A 13,457-nucleotide genomic window follows, 5' to 3' on the forward strand; every position below is an offset into this window, starting at 1 on the left:
CGATGAGCAATTGCCGTGGATTCGCCGTTTTCCCTCTTGCCCGCGTATGCGGAGCTCTTCGCCTTCTCCAACTTCACCTTCCTGCATGGGGCGTCGCGTGGGGAAGAACTCGTCATCCGCGCGTCTGAACTTGGCTACTCGGGTCTCGCCATCACGGATGAGTGTTCGCTCGCGGGCGTGGTCCGCGCTCACGTGCAAGCGAAGGAACAGAAGCTGCCACTCGTCATCGGATCGTATTTCAAGCTCGTTCACGCCGACAAGCGTCCCGCCTTTGGACTGATCCTGCTGGCTCAGAACCGCGAAGGCTACGGCAACCTGTCGGAACTCATTACGCTCGGCCGCATGCGCGCGCCCAAGGGCAGTTATCTGCTGACGCCGCAGGACATCGCACGCCCCGAGAAGGAGCATGCGCACTTGCGCGGCGTGCCCGATTGTCTGGCCATTCTCATTCCCGACTTTCCTGCGAAGGAAGAAGCGCTGGCGGCGCAACTCGAATGGATGAATGCGACGTTCCCGGCTCGCGCGTGGGTTGGATTGACGTTACACCAGCGCGCGATGGACGACATCCATCGGGGCACGGTCGAATACCTTGCCTCGCGCTACCTGGTGCCGGTGGTGGCCACCGGCAACGTCGTCATGCATGTACGCTCGCGAAAACCGCTGCAAGACACGATGACGGCCATTCGCATCGGCAAACCGGTCGCGCAATGCGGTTACGATCTGGCGCCCAATGCCGAACAACATCTGCGCTCGCGGCTGCGCCTGGCCAACCTCTATCCCGAGCACGCGCTGACGGAAACCCTGAGCGTTCTGGAGCGCTGCAATTTCTCGCTGGACGAGCTCAGATATGAATACCCCGACGAACTCGTTCCGCCAGGCTTTACACACGAGGCCTATCTGCGGCAGGAAACGTATATCGGCGCACATCGGCGATATCCGAACGGCATCCCGCTCGCGGCGCAGGAACAAATCGAGCACGAACTGCAGTTGATCCGTGAACTCAAATACGAAGCGTATTTTCTGACGGTCTATGACATCGTGCGCTTCGCCCGCAGCCAGCACATTCTGTGTCAGGGACGCGGCTCCGCTGCCAACTCCGCGGTGTGCTATTGCCTGGGCGTCACTGAAGTCGACCCCTCTCGCAGCAATATGCTGTTCGAGCGTTTCATCAGCAAGGAACGCGGCGAGCCGCCTGATATCGACGTTGATTTCGAGCACCAGCGGCGCGAAGAGGTCATCCAGTACATTTATCAAAAGTACGGGCGCGACCGCGCGGCGATTGCCGCGGCAGTCTCGACCTATCGTCCCCGGGGCGCGCTTCGGGAAACCGGCAAGGCGCTCGGCATCGACCCGCAAATTGTCGATCGGGTCGCGAAGAGCCACCAGTGGTTCGACGATTCGCGCGACCTGCTTCGACGTTTCGCCGAGTCCGGACTCGACCCGGACAATCCCGTCATCGCCGCGTGGGCCTCGCTTGCCGGCCAGATCCTGAATTTCCCCCGGCACCTGTCTCAGCATTCCGGCGGATTCGTGATCAGCCGGGGCAAGCTGACCCGGCTCGTTCCCGTCGAAAACGCCGCGATGGCCGAGCGCAGCGCCATCCAGTGGGACAAGGACGACCTCGAAGCGCTCGGCTTGCTTAAAATCGACGTGCTCGCGCTCGGCATGCTGTCGGCGATCCGCCGCACGCTCGACATCGTTTCCGAGCAGCGCGGTGAGCGCTTCGAGATGCAGGACATTCCCGCCGAGGATCCGGCCACCTACGAAATGATTTCGCAGGCGGATACGGTCGGCGTTTTCCAGATCGAATCCCGCGCGCAGATGTCGATGTTGCCGCGCCTTCAGCCGAGGACCTTCTACGATCTGGTGATCGAAGTCGCGATCGTGCGACCCGGGCCGATTCAGGGTGGCGCGGTTCATCCGTATCTTCGCCGTCGCCAGGGGTTCGAGCCTGTCACCTACCCGAGCGACGCGCTCAAAGTCGCGCTCGGACGCACGCTGGGTGTCCCGATTTTCCAGGAGCAGGTGATGCAGGTCGCGATCCTCGCGGCGGGTTTCACTCCGGGTGAAGCGGACCAGCTCAGGCGTGCCATGGCCGCCTGGAAGCGCAAAGGCGGCCTGCAAAAGTACTACGACCGCATCGTGAACGGCATGCGCGAGCGCGGCTATGCGCAGGAATTCGCGGAAGCCATCTTCGAGCAGATCAAGGGTTTTGGTGAATATGGCTTTCCGGAAAGCCATGCGGCCAGCTTTGCGCTGCTCGTCTATGCGAGTAGTTGGCTGAAGTGTCACGAGCCGGCGGCCTTTCTCGCCGCGATGCTCAATTCGCAGCCGATGGGGTTTTATTCGCCGTCGCAACTCGTCCAGGACGCGAAGCGGCACGGCGTGCGGGTGGCGCCGGTCGACGTCACGGTGAGCGGTTGGGATTCCGTTCTCGAACGTCATCAAGGACACGCGGATCCCGTCGTTCGGCTCGGGTTGTCGTTGCTCAAAGGAATGCGTGACGGTGCGGCCGAGCGTATCGAGACCGCTCGTGCAGTCAGGCCGTTTTCGAGCGTCAGCGATCTGGCGCGGCGCGCGCAACTCGACCGTCATGATCTGCAGGTGCTTGCCAGCGCCAATGCGCTGGCGACGCTTGCCGGAAACCGTCGCGAGGCGTTGTGGCAGTCCGTCGCCGCGGTCCCCGACAAGGACATCCTGGCCGACGCTTGCCTCGATGACGAGACCCCGATGCTCGGCGCCCCGTCTGAGGCAGAAGGTATCGTCGGCGACTATAAGTCGACGGGACTCACGCTCGGTCGTCATCCGCTGGAACTCCTTCGCCCGATCCTGCTTGAGCAGCGGCTGTTACCGGCGTCGACGCTGCGAACCTATCGCAACGGCCGGCTCGCCCGCGGCTGCGGTCTCGTGACGGTCAGACAGCGACCCGGCACCGCCAAGGGGGTGATATTCATGACGCTTGAGGACGAGACCGGCAATGTGAACGTGATCGTCTGGCCGTCCCTGCTCGAAAAGCAGCGCAAAGAAGCGCTCGGCGCCTCGTTGCTCGCGGTCTACGGCACCTGGCAATGCGAAGGCGAAGTGCGACACCTCGTTGCACAACGTCTCGTGGATCTGTCGCACCTGCTGGGTGGCTTAACGACGATCAGCCGGAATTTCTGCTGAAGCGATCGCGGACAAAGCGCGGTCGGGTCTGTGCGGACCGGCCGCCAACATAAGCCAGTCAGCCATCAAGCCATCGCGATTGATGATGCACCGCCCGCAGTTAGCGGCGGCAAGCCGAGCGTGGAGGCGAGCGTCTTATAGTCCAGCAGAAAGCGGGGGTCATCGGCCGCCTCGCGCGACATCCATTTGGCTAACGCCTGCCGACACGCGGTGGATTCCATCCGAAAGAAGCACGCGGAGTGCTTCGGCATCATGCTGGCAGCCCAATAGAACATTCGTTTCGAGCGCCTCGGGATCATGACCGGAAAGCCACCGCTCGACCCGAACGCGTCGCTGCGTTCCAGACGGAATCAAACGGATCAAACGCGCCCTTCATTGCCAGAAACGAGAAGCGGCCCACACGGGGCCGCTTCGATGGGCTACGTACCTCGATCGATTACATCGGCTGAATCGTCGAAGCCTGCTTTCCCTTGGGCCCTTGCTTGATCTCGAAGCTCACTTTCTGATTTTCCTGCAGCGACTTGAAGCCGTTGCCTTGAATCTCCGAGAAATGTGCGAACAGATCTTCTCCGCCGCCATCCGGCGTGATGAAGCCATATCCCTTTGCATCGTTGAACCACTTCACAGTACCTGTCGCCATTTTTGCTGCACCTCTGCGAATAACGAAACACGCTGAATGAATTTGCACGACGCCGCAACGGCGTCAGCGCAGCAATGTTTTAGCACGTCAGCGTCCGTTTTCTCAATCGGCATTTTCGCTAGCTTGAATGACATAACATCGTCACAGTGCTCGGCGCACCGGGGTCAATCTCGACGCAGCCCTGGAACCGATTCCCAAGCGCCTGTCACGGCAGCAGGCGCCGCCCCTCAGCATTCCGTCGATCGCCAGTCGCGGTTTTAGTCGCCTGGCGTGACGACCTTTACTGCGAACCGACTGTTGCGAAGTGAGAGCTTCGTGTCATGCAGAACTGCGGCATCTCCCCTGCGCTTCGTCCTGCACTACCCTTCGTACCACCCAACGCATACGGTCGTTGCCACCTCGGAAGGGATACGGGTCGTTGTTTTCGCGTCGCGTCGGCCGCAAACCCTTTATTCACGGGGCTCCGTTTGTTACAACTTGCTCGTTGCGACCCCGGCGATCAACATGCAGGTTGCGGCCCCGCCGTTTCCGGCATTCGACGAAAGGACTCCCGTGGCTCACGATGTCCCGGATGCTTCTCTGCGAGAACCCTTTAACCTGGTAGCACAAACCTCTTTAAGATGCGGGTCAGTTCGCTGAAATCCGATCTTGTCTCAAGACGTAGAATGAAGTCGAGGATCGCGTCGTCGGTACTCTCGTCTACAACACCCGCGACGATGCTGCGGTGCTTGGCAATCACCTCGTCCAGGCTCAACGGATTTCGCGGATCGCCCTTGGCATACTGGGTGGCGGCGACGAGCGTGCGACCGTCGGCAAGGGTGATCTCGACACGTGCAGGCCACGCCTGCGGATATTGTGCGTCGAGCGCCGGATCGACGTGGCACGTTACCCGATCCATCAGGCGCTCGATCTCCGGGCTGATGAATTCTGCCGGCGTGAAATCCACGAAAGAGACGCGTCTCTTGACAAGGCCGAGGGCGACGTTGAACGGCACGCTGAACTGCGCGTCGATCATCAGCCTCGGGCGACGCTTCTGCTCGATTGGCTCGCATACCAGCGGCATTGCCGCCTGCACTGTATAAACGACGATGCTTTCGATTGCTTCAAGAGGAAGGTCCGCGCGCGCTGCAAGCTGCAGCACGGAATCGTTGATCGACTGGATATAGTAGTTGCAGGGATAGTACTTCAGCGCCGTCTGCGCGATGGCAAGCGTCTCGCCTTCGCCCGCCGACAGCGCCTGCGGCAACGGATCGCCGGAATAAGCATGCAGGTAACCAAACTTGCCTTCGATGGAAGTAGGCGGCGCCGTGATCCCGTGCTGCGCCAGTTCCGCGGCGATCATGCCGGCATGCGAGGCCCAGCCGCCATGAAAGCGCTTGGTCCAGGCCCCGTCGGTGACGAATTCGAGCAATCCCGCCGCTTGGCTACATGCCACCCCGAGTGCATTTGTAACCTGCGCTGCATCCAGCCCGAGGAGCGTGGCAGAGGTGGCGGCGGCGCCCAGCGCCCCGGTGGTGCCGGTAGGATGGAAGCCGCGCGCGTTAGTCACTGCCGGCTTAAGCGCGGCGGCGACACGGCAGGCAACCTCGAACCCAGCGACGACCGCAACGATGAAGCGTTTGCCGCTGGCGCCCCGCTCTTCCGCCAACGCGAGTGCGGGGGAAAAGACGAAAGACTCGTTATGAATTGAGCCGGGAAGGAACGTGTCATCCAGTTCCATGCTGTGCGCGGCCATTCCGTTTGCCAGCGCGGCCCACGCAGCGTGCACCGTGTCGGGGCGGCCGAACAGCGTTGCCCCACCCGGGATCGGCCGTGCGGCAGCCAACATGCGCATTGGCCGGCTGGAATCCAACATGGAACCGCGTAGCGCGATGGCGATGTAGTCGATAAAGAAATGCTTGGCGCGCTCGACCACGAGGGGTGGCAGCGCCTCATAGTCGAGGCCGGTGCAGAAGCGGGCGAATGTCTGCGCCACGGTTGACTGCACGCCGGGGTTGTGCGTTGGCGTCGCCATGAAGTATCACCTCCCAGTACCGCTTTTCGCAGGCTATTCGGGACATCGTAACGAGTCGCTGTCACATTATAGCTAGTGCCGCTCCTTATACCTTGACCTGCGGATTCCCGCATTGCAGCGAGTAACGGCGACGTTTCAGGAACGGGCATTCCCGGGCGGTATTGCAAGCAAAGGCATAGGCGACACGCATCACTGGTGCGCACGGTCGTTCAGCCCTGGATTCCTGGAACACGGCTGCCGGTCCGCTTTCAAAACCTGTCGAGGCATCGGAAATTACAATCTTGTAATGAGATGGAAGTCTCACTAAAATGAACTGGCAGTGGCTGCAAACGCAACGCGACGAGGAGCCAATCATGACGCTGACCCCTGTGCAGATGGATCGGACCATCGATGAACATTTCGGCTTCGAGAGACGTGACGACGTCGACGGGGTGCTTGCGACGCTCGCGCCGGACGTAGAGCACGATGTGGTCGGCTGGCCCTCGGGTCCGGCGCATGGCCGCGCCGCGGTGCGGCCGTTTTACGAAGCGCTGTTCGCGGACTTGTCGGAGAGCCGGGTCGAGTGCCTGCGCCGTCTTCACGGCGATGGGTTCGTCATCGACGAATCGTTCTGGCGCGGCAAGGCGCCGGGCAAGCCGTTCGGACTCGAAGGGCGTGGGCGTACGCTGGAATTCCGGATGCTGCATGTCGTTGAATTTGCCGGGAATGGGCAAATCAGGCGAGAGAACGTATGGGTCGATCTCGCGGCGATCATCAAACAGTTGCCGCAGAACTGACATGGCCGAAGCCGACACTACCGGTCGCCGAAACCAGAAGCAGCGCACGCGCAAGGACCTGCTGCAGGCCGCTTCGCGTCTTCTGAAGCAGGGCCATAAGCCGACCCTCGAAGAGATTGCCGGGGAAGCGATGGTTTCGCGCGCCACGGCGTATCGTCATTTTCCGAACATGGATGCGCTGCTGATGGAGGCGTCGCTCGATGTCGCCACGCCGGACGCCGGCAAACTCTTCGGCACGCGCAGTTCGGGCGATCCGGTCGCGCGGTTGACTCGCGTCGATGCAGCCCTTCACGAGATGATCCTTGCCAATGAAGCGCCGCTGCGGATGATGCTCGCGCATTCGCTTGAGCGCGCGGCCAAAGGTGATCCCGACAACGACGTTCCGCTGCGCCAGAATCGTCGCACGCCGCTGATCGAGGCTGCGCTGGAACCCGCGCAGGATCAGTTCAAGCCCGCGGCGCTCGAAACATTGACCCAGGCGCTCGCGCTTGTCATCGGGACGGAAGCGATGGTCGTCTTCAAGGACGTCCTGCAACTCGACGACGCGCGAGCCCGCAAGGTGAAGCGCTGGGCCATCCGCGCCCTGGTCGAAGCGGCGATGCGACAAGGAGCGGCCGATTGAATGGCCGCAACCTGACCGGCATGTCGGATACGGCGACCCGCAGCGAAAGCGAACCGGCTCGTCGCCGGTTCGCATGCCATTCGCCGTCATGAACGACTAGCGCAGATTGGTCCGGGCCAGTTCGACGATTTCGTCGCCCCGGCCGCTGAGGATCGCCCGCATCATGTAGAGGCTGAAGCCCTTGACCTGCGCGGCTTCGAGGTTCGGGGGCATCGCGAGTTCGTGTTTGGACGTCACGACATCGACCAGCGCCGGGCCATCATGAGCGAACGCCTGCTGCAGCGCGCCGGCCACGTCCTCCGACGCCTCAACGCGGATGCCGAAAATCCCCGCGCCCTTCGCGATCGCCGCGAAATCGGTCTTAGCGAGATCGACGTTGGTATCGAGGTAGCCGCCCGCCTTCAATTCCATCGACACGAAACCGAGCAGGCTGTTGTTGAACACCACCACCTTGATCGGCAAGTCGAGCTGGCGCGCGGTGAGCAAGTCGCCGAGCAGCATCGACAGACCGCCGTCGCCCGATAGCGACACGACCTGCCGCCCCGGATGCGCCCCTTGCGCGCCGAGTGCCTGCGGCATCGCGTTCGCCATCGACCCATGATTGAACGACCCGTGCAGTTGCCGCTTGCCGTTCATCGTCAGGTAGCGCGCGGCCCAGATGGTCGGCGTGCCGACGTCGGCTGTGAAGATCGCATCGTCGCTCGCGGCCTCGTCGATCAGCTTCGCCAGATATTGCGGGTGGATCGGGCGCCCCGGCCCCGACGGCGTCGCGAGATCGTCGAGTCCCTTGCGGGCCGATGCGTAGTGCTTGCGCGCGTTGTCGATGAAAGCGCGATCCGTCTTGCGCTGCAGCCGGGGCAGCGTCGCGGCGACGGTCTCCCTGACCGTGCCGACGAGCCCCAGCGCAAGCGGCGCGCGATGGCCGAGCTGCGAGCCTTTCCAGTCGATCTGGACGATCTTCGCGTCCGCCGGATAGAACGGGCGATACGGAAAGTCGCAGCCGAGCAGGAGCAGCGTGTCGCACGACATCATCGCGTGGTAGCCCGAGCTGAAGCCGATCAATCCGGTCATGCCGACGTCGTACGGGTTGTCGTACTCGATGAATTGCTTGCCGCGCAGCGCATGGACCACGGGCGCGCCCAGGATATCGGCGAGCGCCACCACTTCATCATGCGCGCCCTGCACGCCGCTGCCGCACATGATCGTCACCGCTTCCGAAGCGTTCAGCAGGTCCGCGAGGCGATCGAGGTCGGCCTGTGCCGGCAGGATCGTGGGCGGCGCGCATCCGGTCCACGACGGATGCTCGGCGGGTCCGTCGCTCAGCGCCACATCGCCCGGCAGCACGATCACCGCGACGCCGCGTTCCTCGATCGCGGTGCGCATCGCGCGCGCCAGCACGCGCGGAAACTGCGCCGCCGACGAGACGAGTTCCACATAGTGACTGCACTCCCTGAACAGTTCCTGCGGATGCGTTTCCTGGAAGTAGCCGAGCCCGATTTCCGTCGACGGAATATGCGCGGCAATCGCGAGCACGGGCTGGTGATTGCGATGGCAGTCGAACAGGCCATTGATCAGATGGAGGTTGCCGGGCCCGCAACTGCCCGCGCACACGGCGAGGCGCCCTGTCGAGGCCGCGTCGGCGCCGGCCGCGAACGCGGCTGCTTCCTCGTGGCGCGTGTGCATCCAGCGAATCGACCCGAGTTGCTGGAGGCTGTACGCGAGGCCGTTCAGGCTGTCGCCCGTCACGCCCCAGATCCGTTCGACGCCAGCCGCGGCCAGCGAACCTGCGAGATATCCGGCAATGGTGTTCCTGGTCATGCTCTGCTCCTTTTTTCAAAAGACGAGGATCGACCGGGCGCTGGCGAAGCGAGAATGCGTCCGACCTGATCAAAAGCGACCGTTGCCAGCCGCCACCCCGCAACGTTATGCCGGCGCCGTGTAATTGTCTTGAACCGCTCTAAAACGAACTTAAAAGCGGGGTGCGCCGACGCAATGCATCGATTGCGGACCTTCCGAAATCCAGTATCCTGAAAGCCCGCACCGGATTCGGCCGTTCGCGATGAACCTGTCATTTGAAGTCCTGCAGGCGCTCGATGCAATCGATCGGACCGGCACCTTTGCGAGCGCGGCCGAGTCGCTCCACAAGGTGCCGTCGTCGCTGACGTATCTGGTCCAGAAGCTGGAAGTCGATCTCGGCGTGAAGCTCTTCGACCGGAGCGGCCGCCGCGCGACGCTGACGCAAGCGGGACGCCTGGTCGTCGAGGAAGGACGCCGGCTCCTGGCGGCTGCCGAAGATCTGGAACGCAAGGCGAAGCGTGTCCAGCACGGCTGGGAATCCGAGCTGCACGTCGCCATCGACGAGATCATTCCGTTCGAGATGCTGTGGGAGCACGTCGGCGAGTTCTACAAGCTGAAGCTGAACACGCACCTGCATCTGACGAAGGAAGTGCTGGGCGGCTCATGGGACGCGCTCCTCACGCGCCGCGCGGACCTGATCGTCGGCGCCGCGGGCGAACCGCCGCCGATCCCCGGTCTGGTGGCGAAGCCGATCGGTACGTTGCGGCACGTGTTCGTGGTCGCGCCGGAGCACCCGCTCGCATCGATGCCGGAACCGCTCACGCTGGATATCGTCGCGCGCCATCGCGCGGTCGCGATCGGCGACACGTCCCGCAAGCTCGCGCCACGCACGATCGCGCTGGTCGCCAACCAGGAAGTCCTGACCGTGCCGACGCTCGACGCCAAGCTCGCCGCTCAACTCAAGGGCCTGGCGGCGGGGACGATTCCCGAATGCCTTGCGCTCGCGCACCTGAGCCGCGGCACGCTGGTCAAGAAGGAAGTCCGCGGCATGCGGGACGTCACGCAGTTTTATCTCGCCTGGCGCGAGGATCAGGCGGGCAAGGCCCTGTGCTGGTGGGTGGACCAGCTCGACCGGCCCGACCTGATCGACGACGTCGCGCGACGGCGGATGCTGCACGGATGATTTATCGGGAGCCGCGTTCCTTCGTCGTTCAGGGCGGCGGGCGGTCGAATGAAACGTCGACGGCGTGAGCGTCGTCCTGCGCGCTTGCCGCGCTCGCCGTCCGCAGCAGACGGGTCGCGGCTTTGAAATCGTCGCAATCGAGGCCCTCCGTGAGTCGCACGCATGCCGACTTCAGCAACTGCACGGCCTCGGCGCTCTTCCCCTGTGCGAGCCAGAGGCGGCCGAGGCTCGTCGCGGCCCGCAGTTGCAGCGAGCGGCAGCCTTGCGCCAGCGATTCCTCCAGCGCCATGGTGAAGCACACTTCGGCGTCGGTCGCGTTGTCGCCGCAGGGCGGCTCGCCGGTCGGGTCCATCAAAAGCAGCTCGCCGTGGCTGCGCCTCAGTTCTCCGGCATACCAGAGGTCGCCGGCTTCGTCGCACTGCGCGAACGCCCGTGCGACGGCGGCGATGCCGTCTTCCTGCCGTCCCGCGCGGCCGAGCGCCATGCCGTATTGCGCGGCCAGCATCGCGCGCGGCGCACCGTACTCGAGCGCTTCGAGATCGTCCAGCGCCGCGTGGAAATCCTCCAGGCAGACTTGCAGGGCTTGCGGCGCGGTGGGTTCCAGCGTTCGCAGGTAGGCATCGAAAGCGCGGCAGCACGCCTGCGACACACTCAACCCGGCGCGCTCCGACACGTCCCGCAACAGCGCGATCGCCTCGGCCGCCTGCTCGCGCTTGCCCGCGAGCAAGGCGAGCGGCACCAGCGCTTCCACTAATACGTAGCACGTGACGATCGCCTGTTCCTGATCGCACGCGCCGGCCACGCAGCCGTGAGCGAGCGCGAGCGCCTGATCCCGGCAACCCTGCAACCACAGCACGCGCGCAAGCGTCGCCTGGCCGACCACGCGCTGATCGACGGATTGTCCGAGCGGCAGCCGGTGCCGCAAGCCGTCGCTGTGCTGCAGTAATCGCTCCAGCGACAGACGCGCCGCTTTCTGGTCGCCCGCGTAGTGCGAAGCGATGCCCAGCAAGCGGTGTCCTAGCATCACATTGCCGGCGTCGTTCGTCTCCGCGGCGAGTTGCGCGAAGCGCTTCGCGAACGCCAACGCGCTCTGCACCGCACCGGACGACTGGCACGCATTCCACAGGCCCCAGAGCGCGCGGGCTTCGAACGCCCGGTCGCCGAGCGCGAGCGCCGTGGCGAGCACTTCGGCCCAGATGTCGCGGATTTCCTTGTTCGGTCCGTTCACGTAGACGAGCGCCGCGCCGAGCGCCGCCAGCAGTTGCATGCGCAATCGCAGATACCGGGTCGAGCGGGAGCCCTCGTGCCGGGTTGCCATCGTATCGAGCGCCCGCCGTGCCCACGCGCAGCACTCGTCGACCATCGACAGTTCATAGAGCAGCGCCACGACCTTGACGGCCAGCGTTTCGCCGAGCGCCTCGTCGCCCTTTGGGGACAAAGCCCAACCGAGCGCCGCCCGCAGGTCGTCCAGCACTTCGCGCATCCTGCAATGCGAGCCATCGGCCAGGACGCCCGCGGCATTTGCACCGTCCGAGCGATGCCATTCGAGCAGGCTCGCGAAGTAACGCGCGTGGTTCTGCGTGACGAGGCGCCGCTCGCCGTTGTCCTCCAGCTTCTGCAGTGCGTAGGCACGCGTGGTTTCCAGCAGGCGATAGCTCGTCGTGCACCGCTCGGCACGGGTCACGACCAGCGACTTTTCCACGAGTCCGGAGACCGCCGCGATCACGTCGGACTCGCGCAACGCACCGTCTCCCGCCACGGCGATGGCCGCGTCGATCGTGAAGCTGTTGACGAAGATGCCGAGCCGGCGCAGCGTCGTGCGCTCGGCGTCGTCGAGCAGTGCGTGGCTCCAGTCGAGCGTCGCCTTGAGCGTCTGATGCCGCGGCAGCGCCGTCCGGTTGCCGCCGTTGAGCATGCCGAAGCGGTCGTCGAGATGGTCCGCCAGCGTCTCGATGCCGAGGATCGCCGCCCGTGCCGCCGCCAGTTCGATCGCGAGCGGAATGCCGTCGAGCCGGCGGCACACCATGCCGGTCAGATGGATGCGTCGATCGTCGGATGAAAAGCGCGGGTCGATGGCTCGCGCGCGCGACAGGAACAGCTTCACGGCGCTGCGCGCCAGGATGTCGACGCCCTCTTCGTCCTGCGCGGGCACTTCCAGCGATTCGACCCAGTACAGGCGTTCGGCCATGACGCGCAGCGCTTCCCGGCTGGTCGCCAGCACGCGCAGGTCCGAACTCACGTTCAGTAGCGACTCGGTGAGTTCGGCGGCCGGGCAAAGGACGTGCTCGCAATTGTCCAGGACGAAGAGCGCGCGGCGCCCGCTCAGCTCCTTGCTGACGCGCGCGAGCGTGAGCGGGCCGGTTGCAGGGTTCACGCCGAGGGTCGCGGCGAACGTGGCGAGCACGCTGCCTGCATCGGATGCCGACGCGAGCGGGACCAGATAGACGCCGTCGGGAAAGCGTTCGAGCAGGCCGCGCGCGACTTCGATCGCGAGACGTGTCTTGCCGATGCCGCCCGCGCCGACGAGCGTCACGATAGGAGTGGAGTCAAGCGCGAGCGTGATGTCGACGAGCGCCGTGTCGCGTCCGATCAGTTCGGACGCATTGGACGGCAAGTTGTTGGGGACGGTGGCGATCCGGGCGTTTTTTTCATCCCGATTGGTGTCTTCGGAAGCCGCTGCGGGCGATCCCGGCAGTACGAGCCGGTAGCCTCGTCCGGATACGGTCTGGATCAGCGCCCGGCTTTCGCCCAGCACCTTGCGCAGCGCGGACATGTGGACCTGAAGATTGTTCTCTTCGACGATCGTGTCCGGCCAGACCAGCCTGAGTATATCGTTCTTCGAAACCAGTGCGCCATCGGCGGCGATCAGGACGGCGAGGATGTCGAATGCGCGGCTGCCTAGCCGCACGGGTTGGCCGTCGAGGGCTATTTCTCGCCGGGCGAGGTCCACTTGAAGCGGGCCAATGCAAATCATTGCGAAAGTTTCCGGACGCAGAGGGTAGGAAGAACCAACGGTAGACCTGAGGGCTGGCCGCCCAGCGTTGCGTTCCCGAAGTCTAGAACAACCGCCCGGTTGCATGCGCGGAAAAATCTGAACGTATGGTTCGAAAATCATGTACCAAAGTTGTCGCTGGCGCTTGGGGTGGGGGTGTTTACGCCGTTTGATGTTGATGCGCTTCCATGGAACTTGTTTTGTTTTTGGTTTATTTGCTCTGCCCCTGTCCGGGGCGGGACTCACTTTCTTTGCTGCTGCAAAGAAA

The 13,457-nt window shown here is 63.8% G+C and carries 8 protein-coding genes; 4 read left to right on the forward strand and 4 right to left on the reverse strand.

All coding sequences use genetic code 11. From position 1 onward, the window contains the following. The first annotated feature begins 15 nt into the window (after positions 1-15). On the forward strand, positions 16-3,165 hold the full coding sequence (locus AWB68_RS12880) for an error-prone DNA polymerase (protein ID WP_087644730.1): 3,150 nt from the start codon (positions 16-18) through the stop codon (positions 3,163-3,165). A gap of 436 nt (positions 3,166-3,601) precedes the next feature. Here the strand turns inward: AWB68_RS12880 and AWB68_RS12890 are convergent, their stop codons facing one another. Further along, on the reverse strand, positions 3,602-3,805 hold the full coding sequence (locus AWB68_RS12890; RefSeq protein WP_087644732.1) for a cold-shock protein: 204 nt from the start codon (positions 3,803-3,805) through the stop codon (positions 3,602-3,604). 592 nt (positions 3,806-4,397) lie between these two features. Further along, positions 4,398-5,819 carry an MmgE/PrpD family protein gene (locus AWB68_RS12895; RefSeq protein WP_087644733.1) on the reverse strand — a complete coding sequence of 474 codons (1,422 nt, stop codon included), beginning with the start codon at positions 5,817-5,819 and terminating at the stop codon, positions 4,398-4,400. 353 nt (positions 5,820-6,172) lie between these two features. Here AWB68_RS12895 and AWB68_RS12900 point away from each other — a divergent pair, with 353 nt between their 5' ends. Then, a complete protein-coding gene (locus AWB68_RS12900) occupies positions 6,173-6,595 on the forward strand; it encodes an ester cyclase (RefSeq protein WP_087644748.1) in 423 nt (140 codons plus the stop codon). A gap of 1 nt (position 6,596) precedes the next feature. Continuing rightward, on the forward strand, positions 6,597-7,217 hold the full coding sequence (locus AWB68_RS12905; RefSeq protein WP_087644734.1) for a TetR/AcrR family transcriptional regulator: 621 nt from the start codon (positions 6,597-6,599) through the stop codon (positions 7,215-7,217). Between the two features lie 96 nt (positions 7,218-7,313). On the opposite strand, the gene poxB is transcribed toward AWB68_RS12905, so the two are convergent. Beyond that, positions 7,314-9,035 (reverse strand): ubiquinone-dependent pyruvate dehydrogenase, encoded by a 1,722-nt coding sequence (poxB, locus tag AWB68_RS12910; protein WP_087644735.1) that lies wholly within the window; start codon positions 9,033-9,035, stop codon positions 7,314-7,316. Between the two features lie 241 nt (positions 9,036-9,276). Here poxB and AWB68_RS12915 point away from each other — a divergent pair, with 241 nt between their 5' ends. After that, the gene (locus AWB68_RS12915; RefSeq protein ID WP_087644736.1) at positions 9,277-10,197 is read left to right on the forward strand and encodes a LysR family transcriptional regulator; all 921 of its coding nucleotides are present in this window, start codon (positions 9,277-9,279) and stop codon (positions 10,195-10,197) included. A gap of 28 nt (positions 10,198-10,225) precedes the next feature. Here AWB68_RS12915 and AWB68_RS12920 read toward each other — a convergent pair whose 3' ends face one another. Continuing rightward, on the reverse strand, positions 10,226-13,171 hold the full coding sequence (locus AWB68_RS12920) for an ATP-binding protein (protein WP_087644737.1): 2,946 nt from the start codon (positions 13,169-13,171) through the stop codon (positions 10,226-10,228). Between the last annotated feature and the right edge of the window lie 286 nt (positions 13,172-13,457).

This window comes from Caballeronia choica, from assembly GCF_001544535.1.
Taxonomy (GTDB): domain Bacteria; phylum Pseudomonadota; class Gammaproteobacteria; order Burkholderiales; family Burkholderiaceae; genus Caballeronia; species Caballeronia choica.